Source organism: Actinotalea endophytica (assembly GCF_025717005.1).
Taxonomy (GTDB): domain Bacteria; phylum Actinomycetota; class Actinomycetes; order Actinomycetales; family Cellulomonadaceae; genus Actinotalea.
On sequence record NZ_JAOVZU010000004.1, the window covers coordinates 108,065 to 127,972 of the forward strand.

Consider the following 19,908-nt stretch of genomic DNA (forward strand, 5'->3'; position numbering starts at 1 on the left):
CCGGACGGATGTGGACGGAACGGGACGGCGTCAGGTGCGACGGCGGGAGATCGCGTTGACCACGAGCATGAGCACCGCGATCAGGACGTACGAGCCGGCTGCCACGACCCAGGCGCCGTTGAACGACCCGGTGCGGTCGTAGATGCTCGCGTACAGGATCGGCGCCAGGGCGGAGAACGCCCCGAGCGAGAACGTGACCAGCGAGTAGATCCGGCTGTAGTCGGCGATGCCGAAGAAGTGCCGCACGGTGAGCGGCGGCACCACGACCAGGCCGGCGTAGGCGCCGCCGAAGATGAAGCATCCGGCCAGGAAGCCGGTGACCTGGTCACCGCTGGTGATCACGGTCGCGGCGCCGGCCACACCGAGCGCCGTGGAGACCATCGTGGTCGCGACGACGCCGACGCGGTCGTGCAACCAGCCCAGCCCGAGCTTGCCGACGATGCCGCCGATCATGATCGCCGAGACACCGGCGGCACCCGTGGCGGAGGCGATGCCCACCGCGGACGCATGGCTCGGGGTCTGCTGGAGCATCGAGGCACCGAGGGCGAACAGCCCCGCGAGCACCATGACCATCCAGAACTGCGGCATGCGCACCGCCTGGCGCAGCGAGAACGTCGAGACCGGGGCCGTCGCGGACCCCGCCCCCGAGGCCTCCGCCTCCTCCTCGGCCTCCGCACCGTACGGCTTCAGGCCGACCTGCTCCGGCGAGTACCGGATCAGCAGGAGCACCGCGGGCACCGACATCAGGAAGCCGATGCCGCCCATGATCGCCCGGGTCTCGCGCCAGCCGATCGAGTCGATCAGTGCGCCGCCGATCGGGTTGACGAACGCCGCGACGAGGCTCGCGAACGCGGCGGTGAGGCCGATCGCGAGGCCGTTGCGCCGCCGGAACCAGTTGTTGACCAGCAGCGGGATCGGCACGTAGAGCAGGAAGCCGAAGCTGATGCCGAGCGCGACGGCCGCGATGTACCAGTGGGTGAGCGAGGTGAACAGCGCGCTCGCCGCGTACGTCCCGGTGCCGAGCGTGAGCGCCACCGCGAGCACGACCTGCACCTTGAACCGCGGCAGCACCCAGCCGGCGATCGGCAGCGTCGCGGTCATCACCAGCGCGACCACCGTCATGTAGCCGTTCAGGGCGGCCAGGCTGACGCCGAGCTCCTCGCTGACCGGCTTGAGGTAGATGCCGGCCGAGTTGCCGATCACTCCCACGATGCCGCCGAACATCAGGCAGCAAGCGACGAGCACCCACCAGGCGCGGTGGACGCGGGTGGTGGTGGGACGGACGTCGACGGTGGACACCGGCGCTCCTCTCCTCGAGTCCGGCGCGCACGGCGCGCTCGGGGGCAGATCCTGGGCCTGGCCGGCCGGACCGTGGTCGGTCCGGCCGGCCGAGAAAAACATATCCCGGCTTCAAAACCGGTTTAGCGGGACCTCTGTCCTGACATTTCTTTCACGATCACGGAGTGGTGCATTTCAGGCGACCGGGGTGCGCGCGGGCGGGGTCGCCGCCTCGCCCGCGAACGCCTGGACGACGTCGGCGTACCGCCGCGCCTCGTCACCCGTGACCGCCAGGTCGGTGTCCTGCCAGCGCCGGCGCCGCACGCCGACCAGCGCCCAGTCCCGCGCGGTCCCGACGATCCGGTCCACCGCGTCCTCCGGACCACGCACCCACGGCGCACCGGACGGCAGGGTGAGCTCGAGCCGCACCGGGGTGTCCGGCAGCTCGAGGCCGTTGATCCGGTAGGCGTGCGGCCTGGCCTGCCAGGTCAGGAAGAGCGTGTGGGCGATCCGGTCGGTGACCAGCGGCTCCAGGCCCAGCGCGTCGTACAGGTCCACCGAGTGAGCCCACAGCTCCATGAGCCGCGCGGTGGCGAGCGAACGCACCGACATCGGCGGCGCACCGGCCGCCCACGGGACCCGGGCCTTCGGGTCGTTGTCCAGGAAGGCCACCGCGAGCCGGCAGCGCACCTCGCGCCACCAGTCCAGCAGCTGCGTCCCGGTGCGATCGAGGTAGGCCGTCGCGCTGTACGACTCGTCGAGCCCGAAGTGCGCATCAGCAAGCTCGTTGACCGATTCACCGTTGCCCTTCATCAGCTCGATCGCGGCCCAGTCATAGGCGGCGATGTGCGCGAGCTCCTCCTTGAACGTCCAGTCGCAGGTCGCGGCCGGCGCGCTCCACTGGTCCTCGGCGAGCTCGCCGACCAGCGTGTCCACCTGGGCCTGCTCTGCGATGAGGTCGGTGACGACCCGTTCCATGATGTGCTCCTGTCTCGACGCCGCCCCGACGCGCGGGCCGGCGGGCGGGGTCGTCAGACCGCGTAGTCCTTGAGGATCGTGCGGCCGGCGATGTGGATCATGACCTCGTCGGTGCCGCCACCGATCCGCTGCACGCGGGCGTCCAGCCAGAGGCGGGAGACCCGCGCGTCGGTGGTGTAGCCGATCCCGCCGAGGATCTGCATCGCGTCGTCGATGACCTCGTTGCAGGACTGCGCGCAGTAGAGCTTGGCCAGCGCCGAGTCGACCTGGACGCTCTCGCCGTTGTCGATCTTCCACGCGGTCCGCATCACCAGGTTCCGCATGTTCTCGATCTTGAGCTTCATCATCGTGATCTTCTCCTGGATCAGCTGGAAGCTCCCGATCGTGCGGCCGAACTGGACCCGCTGGGTCGCGTACCGGGCCGCGTCGCCGAACGCGCACTCGGCCATGCCGAGCATCGAGGCCGCCATCAGCAGCCGCTCGACCTCGAAGTTCGCCATCAGCTGCATGAAGCCCGCGCCCTCGACGCCGACCAGGTCCTTCTCCTCGATCTCGACGTTCTCGAGGTAGACCTCGCAGGTGTCCATCATGTGCCAGCCGATCTTGGACAGCGGCTCGACCGTGACGCCCGGGCTGTCCATCGGGACCCACCACATGGTGAAGGCGGCCTTCTTGCCGGCGTCGCCCGCCGCCTCGGCGTCACGGGCCAGGCAGAGCATGTACTTCGCGCGCAGCGCGTTGCTCATGAACGTCTTGTGGCCGTTGATGTAGACCTTGCCGTCCCGCCGGGTGAACGTCGTCGCGATCGCCGAGGAGTCCGACCCCGCCTGCGGCTCGGTGAAGCCGAGCACGAACCCGGGCTTGCCGGCCATCACCTCGGCCATGCACTGCTCGCGCTGCTCGTCGTTGCCGAACTCGACCATGTCGGCGATCGACAGCGCCTGGCCGAACACGAAGTGCGGGCCGCCCTGCTTGCAGATCTCCTCGGCGACCAGCATCAGCGTCACGGTGTCGACCGGTGTGCCGCCGTACTCCTCGGGGACCCCGAGCATGCCGAACCCGCTCTCGATGAGAGCCTCGACGAGCTCCTCGGGGTAGCGGTGCTGCTCGTTGCACTCCTTCATGTACTCCTCGGAGCACGAGCGCTCGAGCAGCTCACGCAGGCTCTCGAGCAGCAGCTCCTGCTCGTCGGTGAGGCTGAAGTCCATCAGGTCCTGCCCTTCGTGTCGGGGTCGGCGGCGGCGCCGTCGACGTAGTGGTGCAGCCCGTCCGTCTGCACGCGCCGGAGCGCGCCGCGGTGGACGAGGTGGTCGAGGTAGGCGAGCGCGTGGCCCGCGGTGAGCCAGCGCAACCCGGGTGACCGGTCCGCCCACACGCCCGCCTGGAACGGCAGCCCCGCGGCCACCTGGGCCCCGGTGCCGGCCAAGCCGTGGACGACGAGGTCCCGGGTCTGCTCGAGCCGCAGCTCGTGGTGCTCGATCAGCGCCGCGGCCCGCGCCGTGGCGTCGCCGCCCGGGCCGTGCCCGGGCAGGACCGTGCGCGCGCCGAGCGCGGCGACCCGGCGCAGCGAGGCGAGGTGGTCGCCGAGCGCGCCGTCGCTCCCGGTCAGCATCACCGGCGGCGTGATGTGGAACAGCAGGTGGTCGCCGGTCAGCAGGACACCCGCCTGCGGCTGGTGCAGGCAGATGTGGCCGGGCGTGTGACCGGGCACGGCGACGACCACCCAGCGAACGCCGCCCAGGTCGATCTCGTCGCCGTCCGAGAGCTCGAGCACGGGGTGCTCGAGCACCGTCTCCGGCGTGGCCCGGCGGACCGTCGCGGCGAACTCGTCGGCGTCCTGCGGCCCGAAGCCCTCGGCCCGGTAGCGCCGCCGCACCGCACGCTGCACCTCGCCCCTGGCGAGCTCGTGCAGGTACGCCGCGCCGGCCGCGCCGAGCAGCACCCGGCCACCGGTCCCGACGAGGTGGGCGAGACCGGCGTGATCGGCGTGCTCGTGGGTGAGCAGCACGTCGATCCGGTCGGCGTCCACACCGAGGTGCTCGAGCGCGCGCAGCAGCACGCCGTGTCCGACGGGAGTGTCCGAGCCCGGGTCGACGAGCAGGCTGCGCTCGGTGCCGCGCAGCAGGTAGCAGCTCGTCGCCGGCTCCAGGCCGGGCGGGTTCGGCACCTCGATCCGGACGACCTCCGGCGCCGCGACCACCCGGGTGATCAGCGGCTCGACGTCGGGGTGGTCGACGAGCGAGGCGCGCACCGCGGCGGCGGCCCGGCACCGGCGCACCACGGCGGCCTTGTCGACCTTCCCGGCGTCGTCGCGGCCCAGCGCGTCGAGCAGCTCCATCGACCTGGGCTTCTTGAAGCTCGCGAGCCGTTCCTTGCAGAACTCCTGCAGCTCGTCGAGCGTGAGCGACGCCCCGGCCCGCAGCTCGACGGCGACGGCCACCGCCTCGCCGAAGCAGCTGTCCGGCACGCCGTAGACCAGGCAGTCGGCGACCGCGGGGTGCTCGCGCACGGCGGCCTCGACCTCGCCGACGAAGACGTTCTCGCCCCCGGACTTGATCATGTCGCGCTTGCGGGACCTCAGGTACACGTACCCCTCGGCGTCCTTGACCATCATGTCGCCGGTGCGCAGCCAGCGGTCCGGCGTCAGGGCCTGCTCGGTGAGGTCCGGCCGGCCGTGGTAGCCACGCATCGTCGCCAACGAGCGCACCGCGCCCTCGCCGACCACGCCGTCCGGCACCTCACGGCCGTCCTCGTCGACCACGCGGAGCTCGAGGAACGGCATCGGCCGGCCGATGCTCGCGGCCCGCGGCACGTCTCGGCTGGCCATCTCCGCGGTGAGCACGAGCGTCGTGCCGAGCCCGCTCTCGGTCTGGCCCCAGCCGTAGTTGAGCCGGGCGTTCGGGAACCACCGGTGGACGTCTCGGATCATCTGCCGGCTGGTGCCCCCGGCGGACGACTGGACGAGCCGCACCGAGCTGAGGTCACGGGTCGCGACGTCGGGGTGCGCCATCAGCCGCGTGTAGGTGGTCGGCGGCAGCAGGATCATGTAGCTGACCCGGTGCCGCTCGATCTCGGCGAGGATCGCGGCCGCGTCGAAGGACGTGCAGACCACGACGGTCGCGCCGGCCGCGAACGCCATCGTGAACCACGAGTGCCCGCCGTGGTGGTCCATCGGGCACTGGATGAGCACCACCTTGCTCGCGTCGTCCGCGAGCCCGTTCGAGGCGAGGATGCCCTCGACCTCGACCAGGTCGGCAGCGTGGGTGCGCTCGACGCCCTTGGGCCGGCCGGTGCTCCCACCGGTGTGCTGGATCCTCGCGACGGCGGCCGCGTCGTGCACGACCGGCGGCACCGGGCCCACCGCAGCGCGGTCGGTGGGACACGTGCCACCCGTCACCTCGTCGGCGCACACCACGGTGGTGCCGTCGAGGTCGGCGTCGTCGACCACCGCGGCACAGCACGCGGCGTGCACCAGCACCCGCGCACCGCTCTCCCGCACCACGTCGGTGACCTCGCGCGCGATCGACCGCACGTTGATCGGGACGGCCGCAGCGCCGAGCCACTGGATCGCGTAGTACACCTCGATCAGCGGCGCCCCGTTCGGCAGCAGGTAGGCGACCCGGTCCCCCGCCCGCACGCCGAGGCCGTGCAACGTCGCGGCGAGGTGCTCGATCTCGGCACGCACCGTGGCGTAGTCCAGCTCGACGCCCCCGTGCACGATCGCGAGGCGCTCGGGGTGGGCGGCGGCCGCTCGCAGGAACGGCTCGACCGTCGACCCGAGCAGGTGCATGGTCGGCTGCGTGCCGGCGGCCGGCCCCGTCGCGCTCCACGCCCCGGCACCGTCCGGCGCGACGACGCCTCCGCCCCCCAGCTGCGGAGCCGTTGTCGTGGACGGGGTCATCGTGACTGACGCCCCGCCCGGAACCGTGCCGCGAGCTCCTTGTGCTCGGCGGTCTGCGCGCAGAACGGCGAGGCGGTGGACTCGGCCTCGAGGACCGCGTCCAGGCCGACGTCGGCCGACCCGTTCATGATCCCCTTGGTGACCTGGATGCCGAGCGCGGGCATCGCCGCGACGGCGAGCGCGAGCTCGAGCGTGCCCTCCCACAGCAGCTCGGGCGCGAGCACCCGGTTGGCGACACCCATCCGGGCGAGGTCCTCGCCGTACAGGGTCCGGTTGGTGAAGAGGATCTCCTTGGCCGCCTTCTCGCCGACCAGCTCGGGCAGCAGCTTCATGATGCCCATCTCGGGGACGATGCCCAGCGCGCAGAACGCCGGGATCGCGCGGGCGCGGTCCGACACGCACACCAGGTCGCAGGCGAGCACCAGGCTGAACGCGCCACCGACCGCGTAGCCGTCGACCATCGCGATCACCGGGGTGCCGATCCGGCGGACCGTGCGGATCGCCCGCAGGTAGCGGCGCAGCTGCGAGCGCCCCTGCTCGACCGTCGGGCCGTCCGGTCCACCCTGCGAGAGGTCGCCGCCGCTGGAGAACACGTCACCGGCGCCGCGCAGCACGACGACCCGCACCTCGGGATCGGCGTCGGCCTCCTCGAGCAGGTCGCACAACCGGTCCATCATCGGCGCGCTGATCGCGTTCTTCTTCTCCGGCTGGTCGAGGACCACGACGGCCACGCCGTCCTCGCGCCGGGTCAACGTCACGTGCTGCACAGCTCTCCTCCGCTCAGATCGCGACCGCGGCGCGGTAGCCGGCCTTGGTCGCGTCGGCGATCCGGCCCGGGTCGGCGCAGTCGCCGGCCTCGTGGACCTCGACCCCGGCGGCGCTCAGCGCCTCGTACAGGCCACGGTTCGCCTCGAACCCCAGCGTGACGGCAACGGTGCGGGCAGATACCCGGACCTCCGTCTCACCCTCGGGCCCGTGCTGCACCCCGACGAGCCCGTCCGGCGTGATCCTCGTCACGGTGGTCGACTGGTAGGTGGTCACGTTCGCCGCTTCCTTGAAGTCCTTGCGCACGTGGAATCGTTCGCTCGCGCTCACGTCGTAGGCGATCCGCTTGCCTTCTTCGACGATCGTGGTGGTCCGCCCGGAGTGCATCGCGAGCTCGCCGAGCTCGCAGCCGGGCAGCCCGCCGCCGATGATCGCGAGCGACCGGGACAGCGGCCACGGGCTGAGCCTCGTCACTCGCCGCGCGAAGCCCGGCGTGTAGTAGAAGCGCAGGAACGTCGCCCCGGCGGTCCACAGCAGCCGGTCGAGCAGGCGCTGCTTGCGCGGCGGGGTCGAGTTGAGCATCTGCAGGAAGTCGTGCGACGTGACCACGTTCGGGCCGTCGGCGCCCGGCACGTCGATCCCCTTGGGCTCGCCGCCGATCGCCACGACCACGGCGTCCGGCTTCACCCGGCGCACCAGCTCGGGCGTCACCGGGGTGCGCAGCACGACCTTGACCTCGGGGTGCTTGGCGAGCTTGGTCCTGTAGTACCGGAGCAGCCGCTCGTGCATCGGGCTGAAGATCGCGCTCATCTTGGTCGACCCGCCGACCCGCGGGCCGGCCTCGTAGACGACCACGTCGTGCCCGCGCTCGGCGGCCGTGAACGCGGCCGAGAGCCCGGCCGGGCCGGAGCCCGCGACCAGGACCTTCTTGCGACTGGTCGTGCGCGGTACCTCGAGCTCGTCCAGCTCGGCGCCGAGGCGCGGGTTCACCGCGCAGCGCTCCAGAGGGAGCCCCTTGGAGACCACGTCGTCGATGCACCGGTTGCAGCAGATGCACATCGCGATGTCCTCGGGCCGGTCCTCCATGACCTTGCGCGGGAAGGCCGGGTCCGCGATCGAGTAGCGCAGGCCGCCGATGACGTCGGCCTTGCCCTCGCGCAGCACGCTCTCCATGACCTCCGGGTCGGTCTCCCGGTAGGCCGTGACGACCGGCTTGGTGGCGACGGTCTTGATCTTCTCGGAGATCCAGGACCAGTGGCCGTCCGCGATCTGCTTGGTGGTCAGCGGGATGCTCGTCTCGTGCCAGCCGACCGCGAGGTTGTGCAGGTCGGCACCGGCCGCCTCGAGGTAGGGCACCACCTCGAGCGCCTGCTCGATGGTGTGGCCCTCGCCGATCGGGCTCTTCACGTAGTCGACCGGGGACCAGCGCACCAGGATCGGGTAGTCCGGTCCGACCGCGGCGCGGATCTCCTCGATCACCTCGACGGTGAGCCGGACCCGGTTCTCCAGGCTGCCCCCGTACCGGTCGGTGCGGTTGTTGGTGGCCGGCGAGAGGAAGCGGTTGAGGATGCCTCCGACACCCGCCATCACCTCCACGCCGTCCCAGCCGGCGTCCTTGAGGATCACGGCGCAGTCCACGAACTGGCGCTTGAAGATCTCGATGTGCTCGAGCGTCATCGCCTTGAACGGGCCCATCATCGGCAGGATCGAGATGTCCGACGGACCCCAGTCGGTCTCCTCCTCCTGCGCGGTGGACTTCCACTCGTGGACGAAGTACGGCTGACCGACGAGCAGGCCGCCGTGGTCGTGCACGACCCGCGCCATCGACCCGAGGTGGTCCAGGCACGACTCGTCGTACGCGCCGGGCAGGCGGTGGTGACCGCGGAAGCCCTCGGGCCGCTCGTGCGGGCTGACCGTCTGGCAGATCAGGGCGGTCTGCCCGGCCGCGCGCTGCTCGAGGTAGTTGAGGAACCGCGTCGTCGGGCGGGAGTTCTCGTCGACGTAGCCAACGCCGGGCGACATCGACGTCGTCATCATCCGGTTCTTCAGGACGACGCCGCCGACCTGGATCGGGGACGACAGGATCGGGAACTGGCTGCCCATGGGTCGAGGCACCTCTCGTCGGACCCGCCGGTCGGCGCGTGCGCGGACATGACGGGGTAGGGATTCGGTAGGTCGGGGGAATCGCGGTCCCGGTGACCGGCTGTCCCGAGGAACGGCCGGTCAGCGGAGCAGCGGTTCGGGGCCGGTCGGCCCGCCCGAGCGACGGGCCGACCGGCTGGGGCGCTCGTGGGCGCCCGAACGGGGACCGGGAAGGGGTCCCCTCGTCGGCCTCAGCCGACGAGCTCCTCCTGCTTGGCCGTCGAGGTCTTCCAGACCTTGGGGCCGGCAGAGGCGATGTAGGGCACCGCGAGCGCGATGACCAGGTAGAACACGATGACCAGGATGAACGCGGGGCTGAGGGATCCGGTGATGTCGTAGATCTGCGCGTAGACCAGGGCCGCGAGGCCGGAGAACACCAGGATCGACGTGGAGACCCAGGAGTAGACCTCGGAGTAGTGCATCGTGCCGAACGCCTGGCGGGCGAGCATCGGGGTGACGATCGTCAGCGCCGCGAACGCGATGCCGAACAGGCCCATGCCGAGGTAGAACATCCCGGTGTTCGAGCCCGCCTGGAACGCGAGGGTCAGACCCGCGGCGCCCGCGACGCCGGCGATGATGCCGGTGGTCTTGGTGCCCAGCAGGTCGCTCAGCCAGCCGAGCAGGAACTTGCCGACCATCGAGCCGATCATGATGATCGACACGGCCATGGCACCGGCCGTCGCGCCGAGGTCGCCGTTGGCGGCGTACGACGGGATCTGCTGGAAGAACGCCGCGCCCATGACGAACAGGCCGCCGACGAGCATGAGCAGGTAGAACGCGGGCGACTTCTTCGCCTGGCCGAGGGTGGCACCCTCCTCGACGACCGTCGCCGTCGCTCCGTCAGTGGTCTTGGCGACCGTCTCGGCGCCCCAGGGCAGCACGCCCATCGAGGCGGGCGACTTCCGGACGAAGATGACCGTGAGCAGCGTCGCGAAGATCGTCATGACGACACCCATCCACAGACGCGCGTACTGCCAGCCGTGGTTGGCGATCAGGCTCTGGCCGATCGGGCTCGCGAGCGCCGCGGTACCCGACAGGACGCCACCTGCGATGCCCATCGCGAGGCCCGCGCCCTTGGCGAACCAGGCGCTGATCAGCGTCGGCGCCGCGAGGAACATGAAGAACGCGCAGCTGATGCCGTAGATCACGCCGTAGGCCGCCCACTGCCACGGCTGGTCCGCGTAGGCGGTCCAGATCGTCGCGAGGCCGTAGACCAGCACCGACGCGGTGAGCAGCCAGCGCGGGTTGTACTTGGCCATCAGCTTGCCCGCGAGCGGCGTGAACAGCGCGCCGACCCACGGCTGGAGCGTCATGTACAGGGTGGCCTCGGTCCGGGTCCAGCCGAACTCGTCCATGACCGGCTTGATGAAGATGCCCGAGGTGTTGCCGATGATGCCGACCGGCAGGGCGTAGAACCCGATGCAGGCCACGAGGATGAGCCAGGCGTAGCTCGACCCCTTCGATTGCTTGGTTGTCACGGTGGTTGACCCCTTGATCTCGCAGTGAAATGGCGAAACGTGGTGCTCCGTCAGGAGCCGAGAACTCCCTTGGCAGTCAGATCAGCGACCTCCTCGTCGGTGAAGCCGTGCTCAGCAAGGACGGACGTGGTGTCGAAGCCGTAGGGCGCGCCGCCCCGGACCGTCTTGCTGGGGCGCTTGGCGAACCGGGGCACGGGAGTGGCCCCCGTGATCTCCTCGCCGGACTGCAGGTCGGTCCAGGTCTCGAAGACGCCTCTCGCCCGGTAGTGCGAGTTCTCCTGCATCCGCGCGTAGTCCATGATCGGGCTGATCGCGACGCCGAGCGGAGCGAGGATCTCCTCGACCTCGGCGACCGTGCGCTCCTCGCAGAAGGCGTCGAGCTTCTCGGTGAACTTGCGGGCCCGCTCGGGCTTGTCCCGGGTGATCGACTGGATCGGCCCGTCGAAGTCGGGGTCGTCACCGAGGCCGAAGAGCTCGACCATGGCACGCACGGCGCCGGCCCCGCCGACGGCGATGAAGACCCATCCGTCCTTGCACGGCTGCGTGCCCTTGCACGCGCCGACGGTGTCCAGGTTGCCCATCCGCGGCGCCTGCTTGCCCTTGTTGAGGCCGTCGGTCAGGTACGAGGCCTGGACGCGCACGAGCGACTCGAACTGGGCCAGGTCGATGCTCTCGCCCTCGCCGGTCTCGCGGGCCCGGATGACGCCGGCCAGGGCCGCCCAGGCACCGAACAGCCCGGTGAGGAAGTCGCCCATGTAGGGCTTGGTGACGTAGGGCGGGAGTGGGTCGGGGAAGCCGTTGATCGCCATGTAGCCGCTGAACGCCTGGCCGATCGAGTCGAACGACGCACGGCGCAGGTAGGACGGGTCGCCGGTCTGCCCGAAGCCGGAGACGTGCACGATCACGAGTGCGGGGTTGACCTCCCACAGCACCTCGTCGGTCAGGCCCCACTTCGCCCACGTCCCGCCGCGGCCGGACTCGACGAGCAGGTCGGCGTCCTTGATCAGCCGGAACAGGACCTCCTTGCCCTCGGGTGTGGGGATGTTCAGCGCCATGGAGCGCTGGTTGCGCCGCTCCATGGACCAGGACTGCGGCCACAGGCGGTACATGTCCTGCACCTTGGGGCTCTCGAGCTGGATCACGTCCGCGCCCTGCTCGGCGAAGAGCTCGCACAGGAACGGGCCGGCGATCACCGACGCGGCGTTGATCACCTTGAGGTTCTGCAGGTTCCCGAACCCGTTGCCGTCGACGTCCTTCATCTGTTCCTCCTCGGACCGGCTCAGGCGCCGGTGGTCTCTTCGTAGTCGCGCCGGGTCAGGTGACCGGCCGCGTACATGCGGTCCCGGACGTCGTCGGCGACGCCCAGCTCGGCGAGCACGTCGTCGTTGTCCATGCCCACGGTGGGCGCACCGCGCCACACCTGACCAGGGCGCCCGGCGACCTCGGGCACGACCTTGACCCCGGGGATCGGGGTCGCGCCGTCCGCGGCGGTCCACTCGGTGAGCACGCCGCGCGCCACGTAGTGCGGGTGGGTGCGGGCGGCCTCGTAGTCCATCAGTCGCGAGCACGGCACCCCGGCGGAGGCGAGCTCCTCCTCGACCTGGGCGGCGGTGCGCGTCGCGATCCACTCGGCGAACCGGGTCTCGAGGACCTCGGCGGCGGGGGTGTCGACGGGCACGAACGTCGCGCCCTCGGGGAACAGCTCGCTGCCGTACTCCAGGCCGAGGACCGCGAGGGTGCGGCGCACCACACCGGCGCCGAGCACGAGGAGGTAGACCTCCTCACCGTCCGCGCACGCATAGGTGCCGTACACGGCGCAGATCCGGCTGTGGCTGCCCTCGCGCACGTAGTCCAACCCGTAGCGCAGGTAGTCGGTCGGGTAGTTCGCCTGCATCCGCATCATCAGCTCGAACTGCGCGATGTCGATGCTCTCGCCACGCCCGGTCGTGCCCCGCCGGACGAGCGCCGCGTTGGCCATGCCGAAGGCGTACATCGCGGCGGCGTAGTCGGCCGGGAACGGCATCGCCGGCATCGAGGGCAGGCCGGGCACCCCGTTCATCCGCATCGCGCAGCCGAAGGCCTGGGCGATCGGGTCGTAGCTCGCGCGGGAGACGTAGGCAGGGTCGCCGGTCTGCCCGAAGCCCGAGATGTGGGCGATGACGAGCCGAGGGTTGCGCTCCCACAGCACCTCGTCGGAGAGCCCGAGTGAACGGAACCGCCCGCCCACCGAGGCCTCGACGAGAACGTCGGTCGTCTCCATCAGACGCAGGAACACCTCACGACCGTCCGGCTCGAGGTAGTTCATGGACAGGCTGCGCATGTTGCGCCGGTCCTGCTGCCAGGCGCCCGAGCGTCGTGCGACGCGGGAGGAGTCGATCGCCTTGGGGTTCTCGATCCAGATGACGTCCGCCCCGTGCTCGGCGTACAGCTGACCGGCGAACGGTGCGGCGACCGACTGGCCGATCATCACCACCCGCAGGTCGGGCAGGAGGCCGAAGTCGGGACGGGTCGTGGTCAACGGATGCCACCTCTCGGAACGCAGGCGCGCGCCAGCGCCGGCCGGCACGGCACGCGACATGGTGAACCACGACCCGGGGTGGTCGTGGCTACTGCTCGGTGGATCCGAGAAAGAGGCTAGCGAGAGGAAAACCGGTTTAGTGGGACCTGGGTCCTCCCGACCCATGACATTGAAGAAATGGCTCGGAAGGGGACCTTCTCAGGCGAGCTGCTGCCCCCACCAGCGCAGCACGTGCTCGAACCGCGCCCGTCGGTGGCTCGGCCGGCCGGATCGACTCAGCTCGTGTCCCTCCCCCGGGAACAGCAGCAGCTCGGCGGGCACGCCGCGACGCTTGAGCTCGACGAACCAGCGCTGCCCCTGCTCCACCGGGCACCGCCAGTCCTGCTCGGAGTGGATCACCAGGGTCGGGGTTCGGACCTCGGCCACGTGCGCCATCGGCGACTGCGCCGCGACCGCCGCGGCACCGTCCTCGCTGCCGGAGTCCCCGAGGTACTCCAGCCCGAAGAACCACCCGATGTCGCTCGAGCCGACGAAGCTGACCGGGTCGAGGAAGCCGCGCTCGACGATCGCCCCCGCGAACCGGTGCGTGCGCGTGGTGAGCCACGCCGTCAGGTAGCCACCGTAGGAACCACCCATCACCCCGACCCGCTCCGCGTCCAGCGGTGCGTCGTCCGCGTCCAGCACGGCGTCGAGCAGCGCGAGCACGTCGTCGGCGTCGACGGTTCCGAAGGCACCCCGGATCGCGCGGCCGTGCTCGGCCCCGTACCCGGCCGAACCCCGCGGGTTGCCGTGCACCACCGCGTAGCCGGCCCCGACCGCCACCTGGACCTCGTCGAACACCGCCGACGTGTACTGCGCGAACGGACCGCCGTGGATCATCAGCAACGTCGGGTAGGGCCCCGGCCCGAAGGTCTCGGCGTCCGGGAGGGTCAGCCAGCCGTGCACCGGGTAGCCGTCCGGAGCGGTCGCCGTGACCGTGCGCGGGATGCGGAGCCGGTCGCGCAGCGGCGCGGACAGGTCGGTGAGCGCCGTGGACGCACCGTCGACGATCGCGACCACCTCTCCGGCGGTCGCCGGGCCGGCCACCGACGCGGCGACCACACCCGGCGCGGCCACCGCCCCCATGACCACCGCCGGGCCGTCGACCAGCACGCGCGGCTCGGACGCGCCGTCGGCCGGCACGGCCAGCAGCACGACGTCCCCGCGGCGCTGGTCCGCGACGAGCACGTCGTCGCCGTGCAGCGCGAGCACGCCCGGGGCCAGGTCCGTCACCTCCGGGTCGGTGATCCGGCGAAGCGGGCCGGGCTCACCCGCACCGGACAGCTCGAGCCGGTAGAGCGCGGTCTGGGCGGCGACGAACGCGAGCCCGTCCGGGCCGAGGTCCTGGGCGAGCAACCACACCGCGTCGGCACCCGGCTGCACCGCGACCACGCCCAGGGTCGACCCGGAGCCCGCATCGGTCAGGGGTCGCGGCTCGGCCGCGGTGTCGACGTCGACGAGGACCGCGTCGGAGCGCAGGTCGTTCTCCCGCCCCGCGTGCACGGCAGCGACCGCGACCACGTGCCGGCCGTCCGGCAGCCAGCGCGGCGCGGTGACGTCGCGGTCGCCCTCGGTGATCCGGCGCGGCGTCGGCGGCGCGGCGATCGGCGCGCCGCGGTCCAGGCCGTCGGGCAGGTCCACCACGAACAGGTGCCGGCGGCGGTCCCGCGTGAAGCCGACGCCGTCGGAGCGGTACTGGAACTCGGTGATGTGCCGGGGGGCCTCGGCCGACGGGTCACCGTCGGACACGTAGCGGCCCTCGTCAGGGACCCGGGCGACGTAGACCAGGCGGCGGCTGTCCGGCGACCACTGCGCCTCCGCCACCCCGAGCGGGGCGTCGGTCAGCCGCACGGCCTCGCCGCCCGAGGCCTCCACCACGTGCAGCTGAGGCTTGCCCTTGGCCGGCGCGCGCAGGAAGGCGATCCACCGCCCGTCCGGCGACCACACCGGCGCGGTGTCCCGATGCCCGCGGGTGAAGCGCCGGGCCGGCGCCGAGCCGTCCACAGGCACCCGCCAGAGGTGGCCGACGTACTCGTCCGCGTCGAGGTCGGGGTGGACGACGGAGACCACGACGGTGGTGCCGTCCGGGGAGATCGCAGGGGTGCCGGGCGTGTGCAGGAGCGGGAGGTCGTCAGGGTTCACGGCTCGGCACGTTACGCCTTCGCGACGCGCGGGCGGGCATCGACGGGGAGCTCGGCCGTCACGTCGGCGTGGTTGCCGGACACCAGCCCGACGCCGCGCAGGGCGGTGGTCCGCGAGGTCAGCCTCGAGCTCGAGACAGGGGCTCGCGGCCGAGACAGAGGCTCGCGGCCGAGACAGGGGCTTGCGGCCGAGACAGGGGCGCAGACACCCCTACCTGGGCACGAAGCCCCTACCTGGGCACGAAGCCCCTACCTGGGCACGAAGAGCCCCTACCTGGGCACGGAGCCCCTACCTGGGCACGGAGCCCCTAGCTGGGCACGGAGCCCCTACCTCGGCGAATAGCCCCTACCTCTACGCGCGAACGGTGCAGGCCGCGCCTCGGCGCCTCGCCGGTCTGCGCGAACGCGCCTGCACAGGGTGGGCGCCAGGTCCCGGGGTGCACTGGTCTCGCACGTGAGACCGGCACCTCCGGGCAAGGTCGTCGGGCGGCCGCCCGCTCGGCTTGTTGCCGGCTGATCACCCTGAACGGACGCACCCAGCGCGGCGGGTGCTCGACCCCATCCGCTCGATGCCAGGGACGAGCCTCGGGTCCGACGGCTCAGGTCCAGGGACGCGCCGACCGCGCCGCCCAGTAGTCCCCGGCGGGCTCGGCCCCGCCCAGCGCCTCGGCGATCAGGGCGCCGTCGGGTGCGAGCCCGGCCGCGGCCACGTGGGAGGCCAGCTGCTCCGGCGTGGCCGCCCCGGACAGCACCCGCCACGCCCACGGTCGGGCGAGCGCCGCGGCGATCGCGAGCCGGTCCAGCTCGATCCCGGCCCGCCGCGCGACCGACGCCGCATGCGGTGCACGCTCACCGGCACCGACCAGCCGCCCGTTCGCGACCGACTCCTTGACCACGACCTGCGCCCCGGCCGCGGCGGCCTCGGCGGCGGCCGCGCCGACCGACGGCTCGAGCAGGTTCCAGGTCACCTGGAACGCGGTGAACAGCGGAGCGCCGTCGACCTCGACGTCCAGCGCGGCGCGCACCGCGTCCGACTGGTGCGGGCCGGAGGTCGAGATGCCGACCCGGACGCCCTCGTCGCGCACCGCCGCGAGCGCGCGGTGCAGCCCGGGGTCCGCGAGGGCACCGGAGTCGAGCGTCGCGGAGTGCACCAGGTATCTGCCGAGGTTGCTGCCGAGCAGGTCACGGGTCAGCGGCCACTGCTCGCGGAACGCGGCGACGGAGTGGTCCTTGATCTCGTGGACCTGCGCGGCCATGTCCCAGTCGCCGACGTACCGGTACCCCCACTTCGACCCGACCTCGACGTCCCGGTGGCCACGGGCCGCCAACCAGTGCGCGGCGAACTCCTCGGCACGGCCGTAGGAGCGGGCGACGTCGACGTAACGGATCCCCGCGGCGTAGGCGGCGTCGAGCAGCTCGTGCGTGCGGGCCTCCAGCTCGGCCGGCGAGCGCTGCCCGCCGAGGTCCGCGTCACGACCGACGGTGATGTACGCCGGCCGGCCGATCGCGGCCAGGCCGAGCCCGAGTCGTGAGGTCATCGGGGACCATCCTGCCCCGGTCCGCCCCCGGGCGCGCCCCACCTCGGCCGATCTGGCACGCGTCCTGGCGCAGGACGACGCCCGACTCGCCGTGGGACCGCGAAGGGCGGCGGCCGGTCGGCCGCCGCCCCCGCCGTTGCTGCTCAGGCGTTGCCGCTGGAGACCCCGCCGTCGGTGCTCGAGCCGCTGTCGGTCGAGCCGTCGTCGGTCGAGCCCGGCCCGTGGCCACCGCGGCCGGGGCCGCCGTCGCCGTGTCCACCGCCACCGGTGTGCGCGGTCACGGTCGCCAGGTCGGCCGACACGTCGTAGAACACCGGCTCACCGCCGGAGGTCCCGATCGCGTCGTACGACCCGTCCGGGTCCTGCCGCACCTCGGTGATCTGCGCGTCGGCATCCTGCGCCTGCACCGCCGCGATCACCTTGTCCGCCTCGTCACCGGTCACCGCGGTGTCCTGCGAGGCGCCCGGGCCACCGTCGCCGTGGCCGCCACCGCCGGTGCGGGCGGTCACGGTCGCCAGGTCGGCCGACACGTCGTAGAACACCGGCTCACTGCCGGAGGTCCCGATCGCGTCGTACGACCCGTCCGGGTCCTGCCGGACCTCGGTGATCTGCGCGTCGGCATCCTGCGCCTGCACCGCGGCGATCACCTTGTCCGCCTCGTCACCGGTCACCGCGGTGTCCTGCGAGGCACCTCGCTCGGGGCGTGTCCCGTCGGTCGAGCTGTCGGTCGAGCCGTCGGCAGCGGCGTCCGACGAGGCCGTGACGGCCGCGGACGGGCTGTCGGTCTGGGCCAACGCAAGGCTGGCCCCGCCCAGGGTGATCGCCGCGGCAGCGGCAGCAGTGCCGACCGCCAGGCCGGCGCGTCGCTTGGACATGAGCTCCTCCAATTTCCCCGGCGAATGTCGCCGGAATCAGAAGGAGGTTGCGTTCCGGGTATATGCAGGGCCTGCCAGATACCTGATGTGGTGCTGTGGATCCACGCCGATGCCTGTCACGCGGTACCGGTGCGCCGGAACCGGACCGGGCGTCCGTGGTCCTCGCGGAGCCACGGCCAGAACGCCCACGTCATCAGCAGGGCCGCAGCCGCTCCGGCGACGGCGCCGAACACGGCATCGGACAGCCAGTGGGCGTTGATCAGCGTGCGCTGCCAGATCATGCCGAGCACGATCAGCCCGCCGAGGACCCCCCACAGGGTGCGCGCCGTGCGATGCGCCGCGGGGATCAGCGCGAGCACACCGATCACCAGCACCCCGGCGGACACCGCGTGCCCGGACGGGAAGGAGCCGTGGTCGACGTCGAAGAGCGGACCGAACAGCCCCAGGGCCCCGTCGGCGGCCGGGCGCGGTCGGTCGACGAGGTTCTTCATCACCTGCGAGTACACGCCCATGCCGGCCATGCAGGCCGCGACGAAGAACAGCGCCGACCGCCATCGGCCGACGATGGCCAGCCCGGCCGGCAGCAGGACGACCATGAACAACGCACCCGGGGCCTCACCGAGCGCCTGGAAGAACATCGGCAGCGGCCCGGTGTACGCCGCACTCTCGGGCGACACACCCACGAGCGCTCGCCACGCGTCGTCGATCCCCTGAGTGAAGGGGTGCCCGGGGTCGACCGCGACGGCGAGGCCCATGGCCACGAACGCGGCGGTCAGCCCGAGCGCCCACCACAGGATCGCGCGGGGGCGGCGGGTGTCGGACCGCACCGGCGACACGTCGGGACGCGCGAGGGCGGCATCGGGTGTCGATGTCATGTGACGTTCCTCCTCAGGACCGCAGGCCGGTCCGGAGCAGTACGTGAGTCACGGTGGGCTCGCCGCGCTGCGCCTCGCCGAGCAGCTCTTCGTTTCCGCCGGCGAGGCTACACGAATCTCCACCAGTTGGTTAGTATTCGAACGGCGCCGTGCTGAGAGGATTCGGGGGTGCCAGACCGACCGCAGCCCGCCTCGCGCGCCGACGGCTACGCCACCGGCCGCGCGACCAAGCGCGCGATCGTCGCGCGCGCGGCCGAGGCGTTCGCGCAGAAGGGGTTCTACGGCGCGTCGCTGCGGAGCATCGCCCGCGAGGCCGATGTCGACCACTCGACCCTGCTGCACCACTTCGGCACGAAGACCGCGCTCCTGCTGGCGGTGATCGAGTGGTACGACACCCAGAACGCCCCGCCGACTCCCCCGACCGAGATGTCCGCCGACGCCATGCTCGACGGCCTCGTGGCCACGGCGGCGCACAACGCTGCAGCACCCGGCCTGGTCCAGCTGCTCTCGACCCTGACGGCCGAGGCGGGCTCGGCGGACCACCCGGCGCGCCGCGTGCTGCAGGAGCGCCACGAGACCGTGGTCGGACTGATCGGCCGGATGATCGAGCAGCAGCGCGACGCCGGCGTGGCCCGCGACGACGGCCTCGACCCGGCCGCGCACGCCGCGCTCGTGGTCGCGACGTGGGAGGGCCTCCAGGTCTACGACGCGCTCCACCCGGGCGAGATCGATGTGCCGGACCTGCTGGCCCGGACGCTCCGGGACGCGTTCGGGCTCACCCAGGGCGGGACCGCTCCGGACGGGCTCGGGTCGGACGAGTCGGACGACCCGGCCTAGGTCGAGCCCGATCCCGGGGGGCCTGTCTCCACCCAGGGATCGAAGGTCTCGGCGCCCGCCACGTACCGCGCCAGCAGCTGCCGGAACGCCTCGACCTCGTCGGCGGACCAGGCGGCCGAGGCGCCCGCGACCACACGCTCGTCGATCTCGACCACGCGCTCGGCGATCGCCCGCCCCTCGGCGGTGAGCGCCACCAGGACGCCGCGGGAGTCGGCGGGTGCCGCGAGCCGGACGACGAGGCCCAGGGCCTCCAGCCGCTGCACGATCTTGGTGACGTTCGGCCGGCCGGTCTCCAGTCGCTCGGCGAGGACCGTCGGCCGCAGCGCGCCGTGCAGGGCCAGCTGGTTGAGCGCCAGGAAGGTCGGGATGTCGGTGCTCGGGAAGTCGACGGCGGTCATCAGGCCGCGCCGGTAGGCGTCCGAGTTGGCCACCCGGATCAGCCGCTCGACCAGCCCGACGAGGCCGTCCGGGTCGGCCCCGGCGACGGCCGAGAGGTCGACGTCGTCAGGTCGCGCGAGAGCGTCGTCGGGCGGTCGCGGCACG

Annotated in this window: 15 protein-coding genes; 1 reads left to right on the top strand and 14 read right to left on the bottom strand. The window is 72.0% G+C overall.

The window, feature by feature from the left end; translation table 11 throughout:
• Positions 1-30: 30 nt before the first annotated feature.
• The 13 genes from OEB99_RS08155 to OEB99_RS08215 form a co-directional block, all read right to left on the bottom strand.
• Positions 31-1,299 carry an MFS transporter gene (locus tag OEB99_RS08155; RefSeq protein ID WP_263509537.1) on the bottom strand — a complete coding sequence of 423 codons (1,269 nt, stop codon included), beginning with the start codon at positions 1,297-1,299 and terminating at the stop codon, positions 31-33.
• 174 nt (positions 1,300-1,473) lie between these two features.
• Positions 1,474-2,256, bottom strand: coding sequence for a TIGR03084 family metal-binding protein (locus OEB99_RS08160; protein WP_263509538.1), 783 nt, complete (start codon positions 2,254-2,256; stop codon positions 1,474-1,476).
• A gap of 53 nt (positions 2,257-2,309) precedes the next feature.
• Entirely contained in the window at positions 2,310-3,464 is a 1,155-nt protein-coding gene (locus tag OEB99_RS08165; protein WP_263509539.1) for an acyl-CoA dehydrogenase, read from the bottom strand.
• A complete protein-coding gene (locus OEB99_RS08170; protein ID WP_263509540.1) occupies positions 3,464-6,046 on the bottom strand; it encodes an AMP-binding protein in 2,583 nt (860 codons plus the stop codon). Before OEB99_RS08170 ends, OEB99_RS08165 begins: the two co-directional genes overlap by 1 nt.
• Positions 6,047-6,153: 107 nt before the next feature.
• Positions 6,154-6,924: an enoyl-CoA hydratase/isomerase family protein gene (locus OEB99_RS08175; RefSeq protein WP_263509541.1), complete on the bottom strand. Its 771-nt coding sequence runs from the start codon at positions 6,922-6,924 to the stop codon at positions 6,154-6,156.
• Positions 6,925-6,937: 13 nt separating this feature from the next.
• Positions 6,938-9,025 (bottom strand): NAD(P)/FAD-dependent oxidoreductase, encoded by a 2,088-nt coding sequence (locus OEB99_RS08180; protein WP_263509542.1) that lies wholly within the window; start codon positions 9,023-9,025, stop codon positions 6,938-6,940.
• Between the two features lie 230 nt (positions 9,026-9,255).
• A complete protein-coding gene (locus tag OEB99_RS08185; protein WP_263509543.1) occupies positions 9,256-10,542 on the bottom strand; it encodes an MFS transporter in 1,287 nt (428 codons plus the stop codon).
• 50 nt (positions 10,543-10,592) lie between these two features.
• Positions 10,593-11,801 carry a CoA transferase gene (locus OEB99_RS08190; RefSeq protein ID WP_263509544.1) on the bottom strand — a complete coding sequence of 403 codons (1,209 nt, stop codon included), beginning with the start codon at positions 11,799-11,801 and terminating at the stop codon, positions 10,593-10,595.
• Between the two features lie 20 nt (positions 11,802-11,821).
• On the bottom strand, positions 11,822-13,060 hold the full coding sequence (locus tag OEB99_RS08195; protein WP_263509545.1) for a CoA transferase: 1,239 nt from the start codon (positions 13,058-13,060) through the stop codon (positions 11,822-11,824).
• A 198-nt stretch (positions 13,061-13,258) separates the two neighbouring features.
• Positions 13,259-15,241, bottom strand: a complete 1,983-nt coding sequence (locus OEB99_RS08200; RefSeq protein ID WP_263509546.1) for a S9 family peptidase — start codon at positions 15,239-15,241, stop codon at positions 13,259-13,261.
• Positions 15,242-15,839: 598 nt separating this feature from the next.
• Positions 15,840-16,778, bottom strand: a complete 939-nt coding sequence (locus tag OEB99_RS08205) for an aldo/keto reductase (protein ID WP_263509547.1) — start codon at positions 16,776-16,778, stop codon at positions 15,840-15,842.
• Between the two features lie 143 nt (positions 16,779-16,921).
• Entirely contained in the window at positions 16,922-17,653 is a 732-nt protein-coding gene (locus tag OEB99_RS08210; RefSeq protein ID WP_263509548.1) for a hypothetical protein, read from the bottom strand.
• A 116-nt stretch (positions 17,654-17,769) separates the two neighbouring features.
• Complete coding sequence (locus OEB99_RS08215; RefSeq protein ID WP_263509549.1) at positions 17,770-18,528, bottom strand: phosphatase PAP2 family protein; 759 nt, start codon at positions 18,526-18,528, stop codon at positions 17,770-17,772.
• 168 nt (positions 18,529-18,696) lie between these two features.
• Between OEB99_RS08215 and OEB99_RS08220 the strand changes: the two genes are divergently transcribed.
• Positions 18,697-19,365, top strand: a complete 669-nt coding sequence (locus OEB99_RS08220; RefSeq protein ID WP_263509550.1) for a TetR/AcrR family transcriptional regulator — start codon at positions 18,697-18,699, stop codon at positions 19,363-19,365.
• On the opposite strand, the gene OEB99_RS08225 is transcribed toward OEB99_RS08220, so the two are convergent.
• Positions 19,362-19,907, bottom strand: a complete 546-nt coding sequence (locus OEB99_RS08225) for a MarR family winged helix-turn-helix transcriptional regulator (RefSeq protein WP_263509551.1) — start codon at positions 19,905-19,907, stop codon at positions 19,362-19,364. The two genes, OEB99_RS08220 and OEB99_RS08225, sit on opposite strands and share 4 nt — an antisense overlap.
• Between the last annotated feature and the right edge of the window lies 1 nt (position 19,908).